Annotated in this window: 15 protein-coding genes and 1 pseudogene; 9 read left to right on the top strand and 7 right to left on the bottom strand. The window is 75.8% G+C overall.

All coding sequences use genetic code 11. The annotated features are described in order from the left end of the window. Together ABD879_RS26980 and ABD879_RS26975 are read left to right on the top strand one after the other, a co-directional pair. Positions 1–466 (top strand): helix-turn-helix domain-containing protein (locus tag ABD879_RS26980; RefSeq protein ID WP_345024437.1); only part of this gene is annotated, 466 nt, incomplete at its 5' end. 120 nt (positions 467–586) lie between these two features. Further along, positions 587–1,714 (top strand): glycerate kinase, encoded by a 1,128-nt coding sequence (locus ABD879_RS26975; protein WP_345024436.1) that lies wholly within the window; start codon positions 587–589, stop codon positions 1,712–1,714. 17 nt (positions 1,715–1,731) lie between these two features. On the opposite strand, the gene yczE is transcribed toward ABD879_RS26975, so the two are convergent. Beyond that, complete coding sequence (gene yczE / locus ABD879_RS26970) at positions 1,732–2,379, bottom strand: membrane protein YczE (RefSeq protein WP_345024439.1); 648 nt, start codon at positions 2,377–2,379, stop codon at positions 1,732–1,734. Positions 2,380–2,476: 97 nt separating this feature from the next. Here yczE and yczR point away from each other — a divergent pair, with 97 nt between their 5' ends. After that, positions 2,477–3,952: a MocR-like transcription factor YczR gene (yczR, locus tag ABD879_RS26965; protein WP_345024435.1), complete on the top strand. Its 1,476-nt coding sequence runs from the start codon at positions 2,477–2,479 to the stop codon at positions 3,950–3,952. 84 nt (positions 3,953–4,036) lie between these two features. Here the strand turns inward: yczR and ABD879_RS26960 are convergent, their stop codons facing one another. The 4 genes from ABD879_RS26960 to fdhD all read right to left on the bottom strand — a co-directional run bounded on the left by ABD879_RS26960 (position 4,037) and on the right by fdhD (position 7,719). Further along, positions 4,037–4,471, bottom strand: a complete 435-nt coding sequence (locus tag ABD879_RS26960) for a CBS domain-containing protein (protein ID WP_345024434.1) — start codon at positions 4,469–4,471, stop codon at positions 4,037–4,039. A 164-nt stretch (positions 4,472–4,635) separates the two neighbouring features. Beyond that, positions 4,636–5,706, bottom strand: a complete 1,071-nt coding sequence (locus tag ABD879_RS26955) for an alpha/beta fold hydrolase (protein WP_345024433.1) — start codon at positions 5,704–5,706, stop codon at positions 4,636–4,638. Between the two features lie 159 nt (positions 5,707–5,865). Next, positions 5,866–6,771 carry a metal-dependent hydrolase gene (locus tag ABD879_RS26950; protein WP_345024432.1) on the bottom strand — a complete coding sequence of 302 codons (906 nt, stop codon included), beginning with the start codon at positions 6,769–6,771 and terminating at the stop codon, positions 5,866–5,868. Positions 6,772–6,906: 135 nt separating this feature from the next. Further along, complete coding sequence (gene fdhD / locus ABD879_RS26945; protein ID WP_345024431.1) at positions 6,907–7,719, bottom strand: formate dehydrogenase accessory sulfurtransferase FdhD; 813 nt, start codon at positions 7,717–7,719, stop codon at positions 6,907–6,909. Positions 7,720–7,920: 201 nt separating this feature from the next. On the opposite strand from fdhD, the gene selD reads away from it, so the two are divergent. Both selD and ABD879_RS26935 read left to right on the top strand, forming a co-directional pair. Continuing rightward, positions 7,921–8,910, top strand: coding sequence for a selenide, water dikinase SelD (gene selD, locus ABD879_RS26940; RefSeq protein ID WP_345024430.1), 990 nt, complete (start codon positions 7,921–7,923; stop codon positions 8,908–8,910). A 130-nt stretch (positions 8,911–9,040) separates the two neighbouring features. Continuing rightward, positions 9,041–10,549: a peptide MFS transporter gene (locus ABD879_RS26935; protein WP_345024429.1), complete on the top strand. Its 1,509-nt coding sequence runs from the start codon at positions 9,041–9,043 to the stop codon at positions 10,547–10,549. 45 nt (positions 10,550–10,594) lie between these two features. Here ABD879_RS26935 and ABD879_RS26930 read toward each other — a convergent pair whose 3' ends face one another. Together ABD879_RS26930 and ABD879_RS26925 are read right to left on the bottom strand one after the other, a co-directional pair. Then, positions 10,595–12,484 carry a propionyl-CoA synthetase gene (locus ABD879_RS26930; RefSeq protein WP_345024428.1) on the bottom strand — a complete coding sequence of 630 codons (1,890 nt, stop codon included), beginning with the start codon at positions 12,482–12,484 and terminating at the stop codon, positions 10,595–10,597. 151 nt (positions 12,485–12,635) lie between these two features. Continuing rightward, on the bottom strand, positions 12,636–14,060 hold the full coding sequence (locus ABD879_RS26925; protein ID WP_345024427.1) for an MFS transporter: 1,425 nt from the start codon (positions 14,058–14,060) through the stop codon (positions 12,636–12,638). Between the two features lie 113 nt (positions 14,061–14,173). Here ABD879_RS26925 and ABD879_RS26920 point away from each other — a divergent pair, with 113 nt between their 5' ends. From ABD879_RS26920 to ABD879_RS26905, 4 genes and pseudogenes are all read left to right on the top strand, one after another. Continuing rightward, positions 14,174–14,764, top strand: coding sequence for a MarR family winged helix-turn-helix transcriptional regulator (locus ABD879_RS26920; protein ID WP_345024426.1), 591 nt, complete (start codon positions 14,174–14,176; stop codon positions 14,762–14,764). Positions 14,765–15,310: 546 nt separating this feature from the next. Further along, positions 15,311–17,101 carry a SelB domain-containing protein gene (locus ABD879_RS26915; RefSeq protein WP_345024425.1) on the top strand — a complete coding sequence of 597 codons (1,791 nt, stop codon included), beginning with the start codon at positions 15,311–15,313 and terminating at the stop codon, positions 17,099–17,101. A gap of 113 nt (positions 17,102–17,214) precedes the next feature. Continuing rightward, positions 17,215–18,408, top strand: a complete 1,194-nt coding sequence (locus ABD879_RS26910) for an RtcB family protein (protein WP_345024424.1) — start codon at positions 17,215–17,217, stop codon at positions 18,406–18,408. A 10-nt stretch (positions 18,409–18,418) separates the two neighbouring features. After that, positions 18,419–19,232 (top strand): annotated as a pseudogene (locus ABD879_RS26905) (hypothetical protein); the annotation flags it as partial.

The raw sequence follows: 19,232 nt of genomic DNA, 5'->3' as shown, positions 1-19,232 counted from the left end.
GGTGGTGGCGGCGGCCGACGCGGCGGCCGCGCTGCGGCCCCGGCTGGAGGCGCTGCGGGCGGAGCTGCCCGGCGGGGCCCTGCTGGACACCGGCGACGCCGCCGACCTGGCCGCGCTCACCGACGTGCTCACCCGGGCCCGGCTGGCGCTGCGCCGCCCCTGGACGGGCCGGCGGCGGCTGGCGGAGCTGGAGCTGCCCGTCCTGCTGGCCCGCGTGGACGAGGCCGAGCGCGCCGCGATGGCCGGGCGGGTCCTCGGCGCGCTGCCCGATGACCTGCGCCGCACCCTGCGCGTCTACCTCGACCACGACCGCGACGCCGCCGCGGCCGCCCGCACGCTGAACGTCCACCGCAACACCCTGGCCTACCGGCTGGCCAGGATCGCCGACCTCACCGGCCGCGACCCCCGCCGCTTCACCGACGCCGCCACCCTGCACGTCGCCCTGGAGGCCGCCGAGACCGGCTGACCCGTCGTGCGCGCTGCACAGTTTGCAGGGAGCCGCGGCGGCGATCCTTCGTCAGGTCGCCCAATGCCCGGCGCGGGCGGGGCCCGTATGGTCGGTGCCTTGGAAGAAGGGAGGCCGGCCGTGCAGATCGTCATCGCGCCCGACTCGTTCAAAGGCAGCCTGAGCGCCGCCCAGGTGTGCGCCGCCGTGGAAGAGGGGGTGCGGCGGGCGGCTCCCGGTGCCGAGGCCGTCGCGGTGCCGATGGCCGACGGCGGCGAGGGCACCCTGGACTGCTTCCTGCGCGGCGCCGGCTGGCAGGAGGTCCGGATGACCGCGCACGACCCGCTGGGACGCCCCGTCGCGGCCCGGTACGCGCTGTCGCGGGACGGACGCGCCGCCGTCGTCGAGCTGGCCTCGGCGTCCGGGCTGCCGCTGCTGGACCCCGGCGAGCTGGACCCGCTGCGCGCCGACACCCGCGGCACCGGCGAGCTGGTCGCCGCCGGGCTGCGGCGCGCCGCCCGCGACGTGCTGGTGTGCATCGGCGGCAGCGGCGGCACCGACGGCGGCACCGGGCTGCTGCGCGCGCTGGGCGTGCGCTTCACCGACGCCGCCGGCGCCGAGCTGCCGCCCGGCGGCGCGGCGCTGGCCCGGCTCGCCGCGATCGACGACTCCGGGCTTGCCGACGGGGTGCGCGAGGCCCGCTTCCGCGTCGCCTGCGACGTGACCAACCCCCTGGTGGGGCCGCGCGGCGCGGCGGCGGTGTACGGGCCGCAGAAGGGCGCCACCCCCGAGCAGGTCGCCGAGCTGGACGCGGCCCTGGTGCGGTTCGCCGACGTGCTGGCCGAGCGCACCGGGCGGCGCGTGCACGACCTGCCGGCCGCCGGGGCGGCGGGCGGCTGGCTGGCCGCCCTGGTCGGCGTGCTGGACGCCGCGCCCGCCCGGGGCGCCGAGCTGGTGGCCGACCTGGTGGGCCTGCCCGCGGCGCTCGACACCGCCGACCTGGTGATCACGGGGGAGGGGCGGCTGGACGACCAGAGCGCGGGCGGCAAGGTCGTCTCCGTCGTGGCGGACCTGGCGCGCGAGCGCGGCGTGCCGGTCGTGGCGCTGGCCGGGAGCGTGGCCGGGCCGCTGGACGACCTGCACGCGCTCGGGCTGACCGCCGCCTTCAGCCTGGCCGACGGCCCGCGCACGCTGGCCGAGCTGACCGAGGGGGCGGCCGGCCTGCTCGCGGCCGCGGCCGAGCAGGTCGTCCGCCTGTTCCTCGCCTGACCCGGCCGTCCCCGACGTCAGCTCGACGCGGGCTCCGGCTCGGGCCCGGTGCGCTCCGCGGCGGCAGGCGCGGCGTCCCGCGCAGGCTCCTTGATCTGCAGGAGCGGGATGAACACGTGCGCCAGGGGGCCGATCGCCACGGCGTACAGCAGGGTGCCGACACCGACCGTGCCGCCGAGCAGCCAGCCCGCCGCCAGCACGCTCAGCTCGATGGAGGTGCGCACGACGCGGACCGAGTGGCCGCGGGCCGCCAGCCCCGTCATCAGCCCGTCGCGCGGCCCCGGCCCCAGCCCGGCGCCGATGTAGCAGCCGGTGGCGAACCCGCCGACCGCGATGCCCGCGACCAGGAACGCCCAGCGGGCCGCGGCCGCGTGCGGGTCCGGCAGCAGGTACAGGAACACGTCGGCGAACACCCCGACGAGCAGCGCGTTGCTGACCGTGCCGATCCCCGGCCGCTGCCGCAGCGGGATCCAGGCCAGCATCACCAGGGCCCCGATGATGACGATCCACGCGCCGAACGACAGCCCGAACCGGCGGGCCAGGCCCTGGTGGAACACGTCCCACGGGTCGTTGCCGAGCCCCGACGACACCTGCAGGGCGATGCCCAGACCGTAGAAGGCCAATCCCGCGTACAGCTGGACCAGACGGCGAGCCATCAGGGCCATTCGCACCTACTCTCCTACCTCGGCTTTTGGACAACGTCCATCATTTTGGACGGCAATGGCCTGGCCCACATAGGGCCAATCATGCAAAAGTGGACCCATGACCTCCCGCTATGTGAGCGGTCCGCAGCTGGCCCGGCTGCTCGGCGACGTCCCGCAGGAGCGCCCGTACTACCTGGCGCTGGCGCGGGCGGTGCGCGGCCTGGTCCTGGACGGGCGGCTGGCGCTGCGCACGCGCCTGCCCGCCGAACGCGACCTGGCCGCCGCCCTGGGCGTCAGCCGCACCACCGTGACGGCCGCCTACGACCGGCTCCGCGCCGACGGCTACATGGAGAGCAGGCAGGGCGCCGGAAGCTGGACGGCGCTGCCCACGACGAACATGGCCGCCGTCGCCTCCGCCCGGCGCGGCGGCGCCGAGGGCGACCCGCGGTTCGGCATGGCCGCGGCGCCCACCGGCCCCGGCTTCATCGACCTGGGCTGCGCCACCCCCGCGGCACCTGAGATCTTCGGCGCGGCCGTCGACGCCGCCGTGGCCGAGCTGCCCCGGCACACCGCCGAACCCGGATACCAGCCCGCCGGGCTGCCCGAGCTGCGCGAGGTGATCGCCGACGGCTACACCGCGCGCGGGCTGCCCACCCGCGCCGACCAGATCGTCGTCACCACCGGCGCGCAGCACGCCCTGACGCTGCTGACCCAGCTGATGGTGCAGGCGGGCGACCCGGTGCTGGTGGAGCGGCCCACCTACCCGCACGCGCTGGGCGCGCTGCGCCGCCGCGGCGCCCGGCTGGTGCCGGTCGGCGTCGCCGACGGCTGGGACGTCGAGCTGATCGCCGCCACCATGCGGCAGACGGCCGTGCGCACCGTCTACACCGTCCCCGAGTTCCACAACCCGACCGGCCTGCTGATGCCCGCGTCCGACCGGGAGGCGCTGGTGGAGGCCGCCCGCCGCGCCGACGCCGTGCTCATCGCCGACGAGACGTTCGCGGGCCTGGCGCACGACCTGACCGCCCCCGTGCCGCCGCCGCTGGCGGCGTTCGACACCGGCGGCCGGGTGGTGAGCGTCGGGTCGGCGTCCAAGCTGCTGTGGGGCGGGCTGCGCATCGGCTGGATCCGGGCGTCCGCGCCGCTGGCGCGCCGGCTGGTCCTGTCACGCGAGGCCACCGACATCGCCAGCCCGGTGCTCGAGCAGCTGATCGTGCGGGAGCTGCTGCTGCGGCTGGAGGAGGTGCGGGCCGAACGCGCCGCGGCGCTGCTGCGCGGCCGCGACGCGCTGGCCGCCGCGCTGCGCGAGCGGCTGCCCGGCTGGACCTTCACCCTGCCCGAGGGCGGCATGTCGCTGTGGCCGCGGCTGGAGGCGCCGGTCGCCACGCAGATCGCCGACGCGGCGCTGCGGCTGGGCGTGCGGGTGGTGCCCGGCCCGGTGTTCGGCGAGGACGGCGTGCTGGAGGACCGGCTGCGCCTGCCGTACGTCCTGCCGCCCGAGACGCTGCGCGTCGCGGTGGACCGGCTGGCGCAGGCGCAGGCGGAGGTGGACGCGGCGCCCGCCGTCCGGCCGTCGCTGCCCGCCTACGTGTGATGCCGCGCGGACGTCCCGGGAGGCGCCGCGGGAGACGTCACCGGAGGCGTCGCGCGCGGGCGGTGGCGTGTCGCGGGACGCGCGTCAGGGCGCGCGCTGGATGTACCCGACGAGGTACTCGCGTTCGCTCTCCAGCTCGTCGATGCTGCTTTTGACCACGTCGCCGATGCTGACGATCCCGACCAGCCGCCCGCCGTCGGTGACGGGCAGGTGCCGGATGCGGTGCTCGGTCATCGTGCGCCGCAGCTCGTCCACGTCGGCGTCGGGCGGGCAGGTGCGCACCTCCGCGGTCATGATCTCGGCGACGGGGCGGCCGAGCAGTGCGGCGCCCTGCTCGTGCAGGCGGCGCACCACGTCCCGCTCGGAGACGATCCCGGCGATCGCCGCGCCGTCCGGCGAGACCACCGCCGCGCCGATGTTGTGCTGGGCCAGGGTGGCCAGCAGGTCCCGGACGGTGGCCTCGGGTCGCACCGTGGTCACCGCGTCGCCTTTCCTACGCAGGATGTCGCGGATTCGCATGTCACACACTCCGGCGCCGGTAGGGCCCACCTGCCGAGGGGGCGTCGGCCTGATGTCGTGTTCACAAGTTCGCATGTCCGGGGCCGCCGGAAAACCCCTCGCGGGTAAACCCTGCCGACTTCAGGCCGACTCAGGGTCGGCTCGGCTCCCGCCGGTGTGCTCGCTCAGCCCGCGCCGATGTGCTCGGCGATCCACTCGGCGACCAGCTCGGGGCGGCTGCGCGGCACCCAGTGCCCGGCGTCGACCGTCCGCAGCGACAGGTCGGGTGCGCGCCCGGCCAGGCCGGCCACCAGGTGCGGGGAGACGAACAGGTCGCGGGTGGGCACGATCACCTGCGTCGGCACGTCCGTGCGCCGCTCCCGCGGCCTGCGCAGGCGCTGGCGCATGTTGGCCCGGTACAGCCGGACGCCGACGGCGCCGTCGCGCGGCAGCGTCCGCGCCGGGTGCCCGGGACGGGGCGGCACGCCCTCGCCCGCCTCCAGGGCGCGGGCGAACACGCGGGCGGCCCCGGCGCGCCACAGCACCTCGGGCAGCAGCGGCGTCTGGAACGCGTAGATGTACCAGGACCGCAGCGCCTGCCCGGCCGCCTGCCGCAGGTTGCGCGGGGTCGGACGCCGCAGCCTGCGGCGCATCCAGTGCGCCACGTGGTCCAGGCACGGGCCGGAGATCGAGGTGAACGAGGCGAACCGCTGCGGGACGGTGCACACCGCCTCCCACCCCTGGATGGACCCCCAGTCGTGCCCGGCCAGGTGCACCTTCTTGTCCGGCGCGGTGGCGTCCAGCACCGCCTCCAGGTCGGAGATCAGGTAGTCCAGGGTGTACCGCCTGCGCCCGCGCGGCCGCGACGAGGCGCCCGCGCCGCGTACGTCGTAGCGCACGACGTGGAAGCGGTCGGCGAGGCGTTCGGCCACCTCGTCCCACACCGCGTGGGTGTCGGGGTAGCCGTGCATGAGCAGCACGGTCGGCCGGGACGGGTCGCCCTGCTCGTACACGGCCAGGTCGACGCCGTCGCCGCGCACGCGCCGCCGCCTCTTGGCCGCGCGCCCGGCCGCGGCCATCGGCTTGCCGGGGCCGGTCCCGGCCGCGCCGGCCTGTGCCGCGCCGACCTGTGCCGGGGCGCTCTCCGCCGGATCGGGGCGCGCCGGATCGGGGCGCGCCGGATCGGGCCGCGCCGGGGCGGTCTCCGCCAGGGCAGGCTGCACCGGGGCGGCGGGGCGGATCTCGTTCACCGTCATGCGGACGCCTTTCCGTCGGCGCGCCGGCGCGCGTGCGGCGGGTGGGGGTCGGACCGGCGTCCGCACGCCGACGGACGCCACGTCGAAAATGTACGGCATGCCGCCGCGCGGGGGGAGATTCCCCGCCGGGGAAGCGGTCCGGGCGCCGCGGCCACGGGGTCAGGACGGGGCCTGGCCCGCCGCCTGCGCGGCGGGGGAGCGCCTGAGGTACTCCAGGGCCCGCAGCGTCGAGCAGATCTGCGAGGGGTGGTGCGACGGCCGCAGGTACACCGGCGCCTCCCCGATCAGCAGCCGGAAGACGCCGGGCACGTGGCCCTTGCGGACCGACCGCCGGTAGGCGCGGTAGAGGCGCGGCAGCGTCACCGGGCCGCGCACGTTCGGGTCCCGCTTGAGCAGGTAGACCGCCCCGCCGATCAGCGCCCAGTACAGGAACAGCAGCGACACCGCCCAGGCCGCGACGCGCATCGGGTAGCGCCCGCCCATCGCCCGGTACACGTCGAACACCACCGAGCGGTGCTCGACCTCCTCGGCGCCGTGCCAGCGCAGCAGGTCCAGCATGGTCGGGTCGGCGCCGTCGGCGTCCAGCCGCCGGTTGTCCATGATCCACTGGCCGAGCACGGCGGTGTAGTGCTCGATCGCGGCGACCGCGGCGAGCTCGAAGCGCAGCCGCCGCCGCCACGCCCGGGGCGAGCGCTTCTTCAGCTCGGCCATCCGCGCGGGCCGCTCGGCGTTGCCGCGCGCGGCCTGCTCGGTGATCGGGCTGACGTCGATGCCGTTGGCCGCCAGCACCCGGTCCAGCACGCCCTGGTGGGAGCGGGCGTGCACCATCTCCTGTCCGATGAACCCCTTGATCTCCTCCAGCAGCCGCTCGTCGGTGATGTGCGGGCGGGCGTCCCGGACGCACTGGATGAACCACTTCTCGCCCTCGGGCAGGACGATGTGGAAGGAGTTGATGATGTGCGTGGCCACCGGGTCGCCGGGGATCCAGTGGAGCGGGGTGTCCGACCAGTCGAACGACACCCGGCGCGGCTTTATCACGGGATGCCGTTCGTCGACGTCCGTCATCGCTCTCTCCTCGGGCACGACCGAAGCCGGTTCGGTGGTCACAGAAGTGAACCGCGCGCCGGGAGCGGGGTCTGCGCAGCCAGGCCACAAAAACCGGGCCCGGGGTTGGCACCCGGGTGACAGAAACCGTGCGGGTCAGGAGGTGACGCGGTGGGCGCCGGTGTAGACGTTCATGGTCTCGCCGCGCAGGAACCCGACCAGGGTCATGCCGGCGTCCTCGGCCAGGTCCACCGCGAGCGACGACGGCGCCGACACCGCCGCCAGCACCGGGATCCCGGCCTGCGCCGCCTTCTGGGTGAGCTCGAAGGAGGCCCGGCCGCTGACCATCAGGATCCGGCCGGTCAGCGGCAGCAGGCCGGCCCGCAGCGCCCAGCCGACGACCTTGTCGACGGCGTTGTGCCGGCCCACGTCCTCGCGCACGGCCAGCGGTTCGCCGGACGCGTCGAACAGCGCGGCCGCGTGCAGGCCGCCGGTGCGGTCGAACACCCGCTGCGCCCGCCGCAGCCGCTCGGGCAGCCGCGCCAGCATCTCGGGCGTCAGCTCGACGGGATCGGCGGCGATGTCGTAGCGGCGCTCCACGCGCAGCGCCTCGATGCTGGACTTGCCGCACACGCCGCAGGCGCTGGTGGTGGCGAACGCGCGGGCCATGCCCGGGGCGGGCGGGGGCACGTGGTCCGCCAGCACCACGTCCAGGGTGTTCTGCTCGGCGGTGTCGGCGCAGTAGCGCAGGGCCACCAGGTCGTCGGCCCGCGCGATGACGCCCTCGGCGGCCAGGAACCCGGCGACCAGGTCGAAGTCGTCGCCGGGGGTGCGCATGGTGATGGTGAGCGGGCGGCCGGCGACGCGGATCTCCAGGGGCTCCTCGACGGCGAGGGTGTCGGGCCGCCGTCCCCGCACCCCCGCGGTGCTCAGCCGCAGGACCGGTTTGCGTACGGTGATCCGCCCCATAGCCGCGACCGTACCCTGCGGGACGCCGTCGCGCGAGATCAGCGGCCTGCGGCGGCTCGCGCCGGCACGGTGAAACGTGGTGGGTTTCGCGATTGTTATCCGGGTTTCACGCCCGATGGGGTATTGGTGAGGCATGTCGGTGACCGCACCCATACGCTCCGTTTGCTTGATCATTTCGCGTGTGGTCGGTTAAATCCCGCTGTGACCTCCCCCGCTGTGCGCCTGACCCAGTACGCCCGCGGTGGCGGCGCGGGCAAACTGCCGCCCGGCGAGCTGGAAGGACTGATCCGCGGACTGACCGGGCCGGCTGGCGACGGCGCCCTGCTGCTCGGCGCCGCCGACGGCGACGACGCGGCCGTGCTGCGGCTCGACGGCACCCGCGCGGTGGCGTCCACCGTGGACGTGGTGCCGCCCGTCGTGGACGACCCCTACGACTGGGGCCGGATCGCCGCGGCCAACGCCCTGTCGGACGTGTACGCCGTGGGCGGCGAGCCCGTCATGGCGCTCAACCTGCTCGGCTGGCCGCGCGACGTGCTGCCCGCGGACCTGGCCCGGGAGGTGCTGCGCGGCGGCCGCGACGTCGCCGCCCGCGCGGGCTGCCCGGTCGCCGGCGGGCACAGCGTCGACGACCCCGAACCCAAGTACGGCCTGGCGGTGACCGGCACCGCGGACCCCGGCAGGCTGCTGCGGCTGGCCGACGGGCGGCCCGGCCTGCCGCTGTCGCTGACCAAGCCGATCGGCACCGGCGCGCTCACCGCCCGGCACCGCGCCACCGGCGAGAGGTTCCCGCACGCCGTGGAGACGATGGCGGCCCTGAACGCCGAGGCCGCCCGGCTGGCGCTGGCCGCGGGCGTGCGCTGCGCCACCGACGTCACCGGCTTCGGGCTGCTCGGCCACCTGTACAAGCTCGCCCGGGCCAGCGGCGTCACCGCCGTGCTCGACGCCGCCGCCGTGCCCGTCCTGGACGGGGCGCGCGAGTGCGTCCGCGACGGGTTCGTGCCCGGCGGCACCCGCCGCAACCTGGCGTGGGTGTCCCCGCACGCCGACTTCGGCCGCCTCGCCGAGGAGCGCCGGCTGCTGCTGGCCGACGCGCAGACCTCCGGCGGCCTGCTGATCGCCGGCGAGATCCCCGGCGCGGTCGTCATCGGCGAGCTCGTCGAACGCCGCGCCCACACCCTCGTCGTCCGCTGACCCCCGGTCCGGTCGTCCGCTGATCACGCGGCGTCCGCCGATCCCGCCGCGGCCCGTTCGGCCGCTGATCACGCGGGTAGGAACGCGGTCCGGCACGTGTCCGCGCCACGGCGGATCTCGGGGGGAGCGCATGGCGACGACTCCGGCGCGCGCGCCGTCCGGGCGCACGTTCTTCGGGCACCCCTGGGGGCTGGCCACGCTCTTCTTCACCGAGATGTGGGAGCGGTTCAGCTTCTACGGGATGCGCGGGATCCTGGTGCTGTTCCTGATCGCCCCGCCGTCCCAGTCGGGCCTGGGCCTGGCCGAGGGCACCGCCAAGGCGCTGCTGGGCGTCTACATGGCGATGGTCTACTTCGCCGCCCTGCCCGGCGGCTGGGTGGCCGACCGGCTCCTGGGCGCGCGCCGCACCGTGCTGGCGGGCTGCGCGGTCATCATGTGCGGGCACGTGGCGATGGCGGTGCCGGCCGGGCCCGGGCCGGTCTACCTGGGCCTGGCACTGATCATCCTGGGGTCGGGGCTGCTCAAGCCGAACATCTCCACGATGGTCGGCCGGCTGTACGCCCGGGAGGACGACGCGCGCCGCGACTCGGCGTTCTCGCTGTTCTACCTGGGCGTCAACATCGGCGCGCTGGCCCCGTTCGTCGTCGGCTACCTCGGCGAGAACGTCAACTGGCACCTGGGGTTCGGCGCGGCGGCCGCGGGCATGGCGCTCGGCCTGACCCAGTACGTGCTCGGCACCCGGCACCTGCGCGGCGTCGGCGACCGGCCCGGGCACCGGCTGACCCCGGACGAGCGCCGCCGGCTCGCGCGGGCGGCGGTCGCCGAGGCCGCGGCGGCGGCGATATACATGGCCGACGCCGCCGTCCTGCTCGACGGGATCACGGTCGACGACGTCACCGTGGCGCTGACCGTGCTGGCCGTGGCCGTCCCGGTGGCCTACTTCGCCTACCTGTTCCGCAGCCGCGAGGTGACCGCCGAGGAGCGGAGGCGGCTGCGCGCCTACGTGTGGCTGTTCGCCGCCGCCGCGCTGTTCTGGATGATCTACGACCAGGCGGCCGGGCCGCTCAACATCTTCGCCGCGCGCAGCGTGGACCTGACCGTGTTCGGCCGGCGGATGCCCGCGAGCTGGACGCAGAACATCAACCCCATCATGATCATCTGCCTGTCCGGGTTCTTCGCCTGGCTGTGGCTGCGCCTGGGCGACCGGGTGAGCATCCCGCAGAAGTTCGCCTTCGGGCTGGTGATGTGCGGGCTGTCGTTCGCGGTGATGTCCGCGGCGGCGCACGCGGCGGCCGGCGGCGCCCGGGTGTCGCTGCTGTGGCTGGTCGCCGTCTACCTGCTGCAGACCGTGGGGGAGCTGGCGCTGTCGCCGGTCGGGCTGTCGGTCACCGTCAAGCTGGCGCCCCGCGCGTTCGCCGGCCAGCTGCTGGGCGTGTGGTTCCTGGCGGTGGCGTGCGGCGACGCGCTCGGCGGGCAGGTCGCCCGGCTGCAGGACGTCGTGGGCGGGGTGCGGTACTTCCTGCTGCTGGGCGCGGTGACCGTCGCGGCGGGCGCGGCCATGTTCGCCTTCGCCCGGACGCTGAGCCGCTTGGCGGGCCAGGGCGGCGACCGCGAGCCCAGCACCGCCGCCGTCCCGTGACCGGCGGCGCCTTCGCGACACGGCGCCTTCACGACATGCGGCGCCCTACGACGCGGGGTCCGGCCGCAGCACGGTGCGCAGGTCGTCCAGCACCGCCGGGTCCTCGATCGTCGACGGCACCGCGACCTCCCGGCCGTCGGCGATGCCGCGCATCGCGGCGCGCAGGATCTTGCCCGAGCGGGTCTTGGGCAGCGCCCGCACCACCGCGACCTCCTTCAGCGCCGCGACGGGGCCGACCTGCTCGCGCACCATCCGCACCACCTCCTCGCGCAGCACCGCGGGATCGACGTCCGCGCCGCTCGCCGGCACCACCAGCGCCCGCGGCACCTGCCCCTTCACCGCGTCCTGGACGCCGATGACCGCGCACTCGGCCACCGCCGGATGCGCGGCGATCACCTCCTCCATCGCGCCCGTCGACAGCCGGTGCCCGGCCACGTTGATGACGTCGTCGGTGCGGCCCATCACCCACACGTAGCCGTCCTCGTCGAGGTGGCCGCCGTCGCCGGTGAGGTAGTGGCCGGGGTGGCGGGTCAGGTACGACTCGACGAACCGCGCGTCGTCCTGCCACAGCGTCGGCAGCGTGCCCGGCGGAAGCGGCAGCCGCACGACGATGTCGCCGTCCACGCCGGGCGGGGCGGGGGTGCCGTCGGACCTCAGCACCCGCACGTCGTACCCGGGGACGGGCACCGACGGCGACCCCGGCTTGACCGGCAGGGGCTCCAGGCCGCGCGGGTTCGCCGCCATCGGCCACCCGGTCTCGGTCTGCCACCAGTGGTCGATCACGGGGCGGCGCAGCAGGTCGGCCGCCCACCGGTAGGTGTCGGCGTCCAGCCGCTCGCCCGCCAGGAACAGCGCCTCCAGGCGCGACAGGTCGTAGGCGGCGAGCAGCTCGCCGCGCGGGTCCTCCTTCTTCACCGCCCGGATCGCGGTCGGCGCGGTGAACAGCACCTTGACCCGGTGCTGCGACGCCACCCGCCAGAACGCGCCCGCGTCCGGCGTGCCGACCGGCTTGCCCTCGTACAGGACGGTCGTGCACCCGGTCAGCAGCGGCGCGTACACGATGTAGGAGTGCCCGACGACCCAGCCGACGTCCGAGGCCGCCCAGAACACGTCGCCGGGCCCCACGCCGTAGATGTTCTCCATCGACCAGCGCAGCGCGACCGCGTGCCCGCCGTTGTCGCGGACCACGCCCTTGGGGCGGCCCGTCGTGCCGGAGGTGTAGAGGATGTACAGCGGGTCGGTGGAGGCCACCGGGACGCACTCGGCCGGCTCGGCCTGCGCGACCGCCTCGTCCCACTCCACGTCGCGCGGGCGCACCAGGTCGGCGTGCAGCTGCGGGCGCTGCCGGATCACGCAGCGCTCGACCTTGTGCGCGGCCAGCTCGAGGGCCTCGTCCAGCAGCGGCTTGTACGCCACCAGGCGGCTGCCCTCGATGCCGCACGACGCCGACACCACGGCCTTGGGCCGGGCGTGGTCGATGCGCGCCGCCAGCTCGCGGGCGGCGAACCCGCCGAACACCACCGAGTGCACCGCGCCCAGCCGGGCGCACGCCAGCATGGCGATCACCGCCTCGGGGATCATCGGCAGGTAGATCACCACCCGGTCGCCGCGGTCGACGCCCTGCGCGCGCAGCGCCCCGGCGAACCGCGCCACCAGGTCGGTCAGCTCCCGGTAGGTGTAGGTGCGCACGGTGCCGGTGACGGGGCTGTCGTAGATGAGGGCGGCCTGGTCGCCGCGGCCCTCCTCCACGTGCCGGTCCAAGGCGTTGTCGCAGGTGTTGAGCTCGCCCCCGGTGAACCACCGGTAGAACGGCGCCGCCCCGTCGTCCAGCACCCGGTCCGGCGGGACCAGCCAGCGGATGTCGCGGGCCGCCAGCCCCCAGAACCGGGTCGGGTCGGTGATGCTGCGTTCGTACGCGGCCACGTAGGCGCCCATGTCGTCCTCCGGGTCGGGTCCCCCGCCCCAATTCGCGATTCGGGGCGCACCCCTATAGGGCATGCCCGCGGCGTCGTTCGTCAAGTCCCGCACGGGCGTTTCACCGTGCGGCCACCGGAGCCGCGTCCGGCCCGGCCGCGGCCGACCGCGGTCAGCCGTGGCGCAGGCCGTGCCCCGCCGCGACGACCGCCGCCAGCAGGCCACCCGCGGCCACGATGGCGAAGCACAGCTGGTAGGCCCCCTGCGACGGCACGGACGTGCCCGCGATGGTGTGCGCGCTGAGCACGGCGGCGGTGACGGCGCCCGCGACGCTGCCGCCCGTCGTGCGCACCAGCGAGTTGATGCCGCTGGCGATGCCGCTCTGGTCCATCGGCACGTGCCGCACCGCCAGCGTGCCCAGCGCCGCGTAGGCGATGCCGAACCCGACGCCCTGGATGGTGCTGAACGCCAGCATGTCGTAGGCGTGGGAGATGGACACCGCCAGCCACAGGTAGCTGACGGCCACGAACGCCGACCCGACGGCCAGGGTGTAGGCGGGCCCGATGCGGGCGGCGATGCGCCCCGACAGCGTCGACAGCACCAGCATGGTGACGGTGTTGGGCAGCATGTACAGGCCCACGTCCAGCACCGAGCCGTCCAGTCCGTAGCCGACCTCGTCCCGGCGCGCCTGCACCAGGCCCGCGATGAGGGTGAACGTGGCGAACATCGAGAAGCCCAGCAGCGCCGAGGCCAGGTTCGCCGACAGCGACTTCGGGCCGACCAGCAGTGCCAGGCGCACCAGCGGCTCGCGCACCCGCAGCTCGATCGCCACCCACACCGCGCACAGCACGGCGGCGCCGCCGAACAGCGCCAGCACGCCGGCCGACGTCCAGCCCCACCGGTTGCCCTGGCTGACGCCCAGCAGCAGGCACAGCAGCCACGCCGCCAGCACGGCCGCGCCGGGCAGGTCGGGGCGGCCGCCCACGCGGGCGCCGTTGTCGGGCGCGCACAGGCGCACCAGCGCCAGCCCGGCCGCGGCCAGTCCCGCGGCCACCCAGAAGATCGGCTGGTGCCCCTCGGCCCGGTCCGCGATCAGTCCGGTGACGATCATGCCGGCGGTGCCGCCCACGCCCATGGTGGCGCTGACCACGCCGATCGCGGTGGTGATCCGCTCGGCCGGGAAGGTGTCCCGGATCATGCCGATGGCCAGCGGGATCAGCGCCGCCGAGGTGCCCTGCAGGGTGCGCCCGGCGACCAGCACGCCGAGCGAGCCGGACAGCGCGCACACCACCGACCCGGCCAGCAGCAGCCCCATCGCCAGCATGACCATGCGCTTCTTGCCGTACATGTCGCCGAGCCGCGACAGCACCGGCGTGGCCACCGCACCGGCCAGCAGGGACGCGGTGAACACCCAGGTCACCGCGCTGACCGAGGCGTCGAACAGGCGCATCAGCTGGGGCAGCACGGGGATGACCAGGGTCTGCTGCACCGACACCACCAGTCCCGCCGCGGACAGCGCCAGCAGCGCCGGTCCGGTGCGCGGCGCCGCGGGGGCGCGCTCGGTCAGGTCGGTGGCTGGCGTGGCGACGCCGGGCATGCAGCAACAACCTCCTGGGCCCGCGTGCCGGGCCGGGTTCGGGGGGAAGATGGACAAATCCGAAATTGTACTTAGTTCATGAAATTAAGTAATTACACTGTAAGGTGAATCACATGTCTCCCCCGCAGCAGGTCGGTCCCACCGGTGACGTGCCCGCCCGCGCCGTGTCCGGCGGCGACGCGTCCGGCGGCGACGCGTCCGGCGCTGTGCCCGACGCCGTACCCGGCGGTCTACCCGACGCCGTACCCGACGCCGTACCCGACGACATCGTGGAGATCGAGCAGGCGCTGAGCCGGGTGGCGCACATGCTCGCGCGGCACCGCCTGCACGACCGGACGGTCGCGGCCGCCGGGGTGCCGGTGGACCGCGCCGCCGTGCCGCTGCTGCGGCTGCTGGCCGACACCGGCGGGCCGATGCGGCCCGGTGAGCCGGCCGCCCGCCTGGCCGTCGAGGCCCCGCACGTGTCCCGCCTCGTGCGGCGCCTGGAGAAGGCCGGCTACGTCGAGCGGGTGCCCGACGCCCGCGACCGGCGCGCCCAGCCGGTCCGGCTGCGCGCCGAGGGACGCGACGCGGTCGAGCGCCTGCGGGCGGTGGGGCGCCGCTGGATGCACGAGGCGCTCGCCTCGTGGTCGGAGGAGGAGCGCCGGCGGCTCGCCGAACTCGTCGACCCGGCCGGACGCGACCGCCGTGCGCCCGGCTCCTGACGGGCCGATGCGGACTGATCGACACCGTATCGCGCGCAGAGCGGGTCACGGGCGGTTTTCCTGACCTTTCCGGGCGCTGCCTGCCTCCCCGCCGTTCCGGCCGCCATTGTTCAAGGTCATGGTTCAAGATCATGGTTCAAGGTCATGGTTCGGGTGCATGTCCGGGACGCATGTTCGGTTCGCCCCCTTACGGCCGTTCCGCCGATTTCCGGGCGCGGTTCCCGGAAGGAGGTCTCACCTCCCGTTCTGCTGCTTCCCGCCCCGTCATGCTCCACTCTGGTGCCGCCCATCCGGAACAGGAATTGTGATCTCATACTGTGGGCCCGTTCGGCTTTCGCGACGGCCCCCGGCGTCCATAGGGTTGCTCAACGTGGACCCCCGGCCAAATGTCCTTCGTATCCCCGTCCTCCGCGTCCGCGGCCATCGCGATCGGCCTCTCCGCGAACGGCCCGCCCGCCGCCCGCCCGGCGGCCGCCGGTCCGTCTCCGGGCGCCGGTCCGCCCGCCCGCGGCGCGCCGTCGCGCCCGGTCCCCGGAAAGGGCGCTGATGCAGGTCGTCGCGACCGCCGGGCACGCCGGCCACGGCAAGTCCACGCTCGTGCGCGCCCTGACCGGGCTGCCGCCGGCCGGGCGGGACGAGCCGGCCGACCCCGGCGCGGATTCCGGCGGCGGTGCCGGCCGCAACGGCGCCTCCTCCCCGGGGCTGGAGTTCGCCCTGACGACGCTGCCGTCGGGCCGCCGGCTGGCGTTCGTGGACGTCCCGGGGCACGAACGGGCCGTCGCCACCATGCTCGCGGGCGCGGGCCCCGTCCCGGCGGTGGTGCTCGCGGTGGCGGCCGACGAGGGGTGGATGCCGCAGTCGGAGGAGCACCTGGCTGCCATCGACGCCCTCGGCGTGCGCAACGGCGTGCTGGTGGTGACCCGCTCCGACCGCGCCGACCCCCGGCTGGCGCTGCGCCAGGCGCGCGAACGGCTCGCCCGCACCGGCCTGCGCGGCGCCGAGAGCGTCACCGTCAGCGCCCGCACCGGCGCCGGCATCGCGGAGCTGACCGCGGCGCTGGACCGCCTGGCCGGGCGGCTGCCGGTGCCCGACCTGGCGGCGCCCGTCCGGCTGTGGGCCGACCACGTCGGGCGCGGCCCGGGCGGCGGCGCCCTCGTCCACGGCACGCTGGCCGCCGGGACGATCGACGCGGGCGACGAGCTGCTGCTCATGCCCGCCGGGACGCGGGTGCGGGTGCGGTCCCTCGAGGCGGGCGGGGAGCCGTGCACGCGGGCGCACGGCGCGACGCGCGTGGCGGTGGAGCTGGACGGCGTCGCCCCCGCCCGGGTCGCCCGCGGCATGGCCCTGGTCACCCCGCACCGGTGGACCGCCACCGGCTGCATCGACGTGCGCACCGGGTTCGGCGAGGCGTCGGGGCGGCTGGCCCGGCGCATGACCCTGCACATCGGCGCGGCGGCCGTGCCCGTGGCGCTGCGGCCGCTGGGCCCCGACACCGCCCGCCTGACCCTCAACACGCGGCTGCCGCTGCACGTCGGCGACGTCGCCGTGCTGCGCGACCCGGCGCGCCGCGCCGTCGCCCGGGTGAGCGTGCTGGACGTGCGGCCTCCGACGCTGGTGCGGCGCGGCGACACCGCCGCCCGCGCCCGGGAGCTGGCGTCCTGGCCGGACCGCCCCGACGGCGAGGTGATGCTGCGCCGCCACGGCGTGCTGCACGCCGCGGAACTGGCCGGAATGGGCTGCGCGCCGCCCGCCGGCGCCGTGCGGGTCGGCGGCTGGCTCGCCGACCCCGGCCACTGGGAGGCGCTCTACCACCGCCTGGCCGGCCTCGTCGCCGAGCGCGCCGCGTCCCGGCCGATGGCGCCCGGCCTGCTGCTGGAACGTGCCCGGCTGCGGCTCGGCCTGCCCTCGTGCCGCCTGGTCGAGGCGCTGGTGCGGCCTCCGGTGCGGCTGGCCGGCGACCGGGTGCACGGCCCCGACCAGGGCCCGCCGCCGCACGTCGTCGTCGCGGTGGGGCGGCTGCGCGAGGAGCTGCGGTCCGCGCCGTTCTGCGCGCCCCTGCCCGGACGGCTGGCCGAGCTCGGCCTGACCCCGCCGGTGCTGGACGCCGCCGAGCAGGCGGGCGCGATCCTGCGGCTGGGCGGCGACGTCGTCCTGCCGTCCGGGGCCGACCGGGAGGCGCTGCGGATCCTCGGCGCGCTGCCGCAGCCGTTCAGCGTCGGCCGGGCCGCGCAGGCCCTGGGCACCGACCGCCGCGTGGCCGTGGCGCTGCTGGAGCACCTGGACGGCCAGGGCCTCACCCAGCGCGTCGCCGACGGCCGCCGCGTCCCCGGCGGGTGATCCTTCCCCGGCCGGCCCGGCGGATCCGTGGAAATTGGTTTGAACCGCCGCTTCGCGGTCTGGCGTCATAGATCCCGGTTCGGATCGCCGTCGATCGTGGAGAGGAGCAGGTGATGCCGTACCAGACGCTCAAGGGCGGCCGCGTTCCGATCCGCATCTGGACGGACCCGGCCACCGTCGAGGACGTCGCCCTCGACCAGCTGCGCAACGTGTCCGCCCTGCCGTGGGTGGAGGGCCTGGCGGTCATGCCCGACGTGCACTACGGCAAGGGCGCGACCGTCGGCTCGGTCATCGCGATGCGCGACGCGGTGTCCCCGGCCGCGGTCGGCGTGGACATCGGCTGCGGCATGACCGCGGTGAAGTCGTCCCTGACCGTCGAGGACCTGCCCGACGACCTCGGGCGGCTGCGCTCGCGCCTGGAGAAGGCGATCCCGGTCGGCCACCGCGCGCACAAGACGCCGGTGGACCCGTCGGCGCTGCCCGGCCTGAAGGAACGCGGCTGGTACGACTTCTGGAAGGGCTTCGAGGAGCTGCACCCGGCGGTGCGCGGCCGGCTCGGCCGGGCCCGCGGCCAGATGGGCACCCTCGGGTCGGGCAACCACTTCCTGGAGGTGTGCGCGGACGACGGCGGCGCGGTGTGGATCGTGCTGCACTCCGGTTCCCGCAACATCGGCAAGGAGCTGGCCGAGCACCACATCGAGGCCGCCCGCAGGCTGCCGCACAACCAGGACCTGCCCGACCGCGACCTGGCGGTGTTCCTCGCCGGCACCCGCAAGATGGAGGAGTACCGGCGCGACCTGTTCTGGGCGCAGGAGTACGCGCGCCGCAACCGGGCCGTCATGCTCGCCCTGGCGCAGGACGTGATGACCCGCACCTTCGGCGAGCAGCGCTGCCGCTGGGGCGAGGTGATCTCCTGCCACCACAACTACGTGGCCGAGGAGGTCTACGACGGGGTGGAGCTGCTGGTCACCCGCAAGGGCGCGATCCGCGCCGGCAAGGGCGACCTGGGCATCATCCCCGGGTCGATGGCCACCGGCACCTACATCGTGCGCGGCCTGGGAAACCCGGCGGCGTTCAACTCCGCCTCGCACGGCGCCGGACGCCGGATGAGCCGCAACAAGGCCCGCAAGACGTTCACCGTCGACGACCTGGTGGCGCAGACCGAGGGCGTGGAGTGCCGCAAGGACGGCGGCGTCCTCGACGAGATCCCCGCCGCCTACAAGGACCTGGAGTCGGTGATCGAGGCGCAGACCGACCTGGTGGAGGTGGTCGCGCACCTGCGGCAGCTCGTCTGCGTCAAGGGCTGAGGGGCGTCCGGTGGCGCGGGGCGGGCGGCGGGCCGTGTTCCACTGCGCGGCCTGCGGCGCCCGCCTCACCGCGCCCGTCCTGCGCGTCCCCCTGCCCGACCACGGCACCGCCCCCGACCACGGCGAGATCCCGCCGGGCATGGCGCCCGGCACCTACGCCGTGGACGACATCCCCGACCCCCGCGGCACGCTCGTCCTCGCCCCCGGCGACGTCCACAACGCGCGACTGGTGATCGAGAAGGTACGGGACGATCCGCCGGACCACGGGTGCGTCGGCATCGGGTCCCGGCCCAACCTGGCGTGCGCGTCGTGCGGCGCCGAGGTCGGCACCAGGATCGACGACTGCGGGAGGTGGCAGGAGACGCGGCTGGCGCCCGCCGCGGTGCGGCCCCGCGAGGTCGAGACCCGCGAGGCCGACGACCCCTGCCCCTGGGACCCGGCGGCGGACGAGATCCTGGGCGGCGCGCCGTGGCGGCCCGACGGACGGTGGGACCGGGTGTGGTTCGGGCGGCTCGCCGCGGGCGCCGCCGACGTGCTGGCGCGCTCGGGCGGCGGCCCCCTCCTGCTGGCCGAGGACGCCGCCGACCCCGTCCGGCAGTTGCTGGAGGTCGCGCTGCGCGGCACCGGCCACGCCGCCGCCGTGCACCGGCTGCCGTCGCCGCGCGGCCGCACCGCCGCCGAGTGGCGGCTGGCCGCGTCGACCGCCGGGCTGGCCCCGGCCGCGCTGGCGGGGCGGCCGCGGCGGGCGGTGGGGGTCTGCGAGCTGGTGGGCCCCGGGCGCTCCTTCACCGCCGCGCTCGGCGGGGTCGGCCGGTGGTGCGCCG

The organism is Actinomadura keratinilytica (assembly GCF_039539665.1).
In the GTDB taxonomy this organism is placed as follows: domain Bacteria; phylum Actinomycetota; class Actinomycetes; order Streptosporangiales; family Streptosporangiaceae; genus Spirillospora; species Spirillospora keratinilytica.
Note: the sequence above shows the minus strand (reverse complement) of the source record. Positions and strands in the feature narration are given on the sequence as shown.

Coding starts and splice junctions, on each gene's coding strand:
- yczE (WP_345024439.1), bottom strand. CDS start 2,379: ATGGCCCTGATGGCTCGCCGTCTGGTCCAGCTGTACGCGGGATTGGCC.
- yczR (WP_345024435.1), top strand. CDS start 2,477: ATGACCTCCCGCTATGTGAGCGGTCCGCAGCTGGCCCGGCTGCTCGGC.
- ABD879_RS26960 (WP_345024434.1), bottom strand. CDS start 4,471: ATGCGAATCCGCGACATCCTGCGTAGGAAAGGCGACGCGGTGACCACG.
- ABD879_RS26955 (WP_345024433.1), bottom strand. CDS start 5,706: ATGACGGTGAACGAGATCCGCCCCGCCGCCCCGGTGCAGCCTGCCCTG.
- ABD879_RS26950 (WP_345024432.1), bottom strand. CDS start 6,771: ATGACGGACGTCGACGAACGGCATCCCGTGATAAAGCCGCGCCGGGTG.
- fdhD (WP_345024431.1), bottom strand. CDS start 7,719: ATGGGGCGGATCACCGTACGCAAACCGGTCCTGCGGCTGAGCACCGCG.
- ABD879_RS26935 (WP_345024429.1), top strand. CDS start 9,041: ATGGCGACGACTCCGGCGCGCGCGCCGTCCGGGCGCACGTTCTTCGGG.
- ABD879_RS26930 (WP_345024428.1), bottom strand. CDS start 12,484: ATGGGCGCCTACGTGGCCGCGTACGAACGCAGCATCACCGACCCGACC.
- ABD879_RS26925 (WP_345024427.1), bottom strand. CDS start 14,060: ATGCCCGGCGTCGCCACGCCAGCCACCGACCTGACCGAGCGCGCCCCC.
- ABD879_RS26920 (WP_345024426.1), top strand. CDS start 14,174: ATGTCTCCCCCGCAGCAGGTCGGTCCCACCGGTGACGTGCCCGCCCGC.
- ABD879_RS26915 (WP_345024425.1), top strand. CDS start 15,311: ATGCAGGTCGTCGCGACCGCCGGGCACGCCGGCCACGGCAAGTCCACG.
- ABD879_RS26910 (WP_345024424.1), top strand. CDS start 17,215: ATGCCGTACCAGACGCTCAAGGGCGGCCGCGTTCCGATCCGCATCTGG.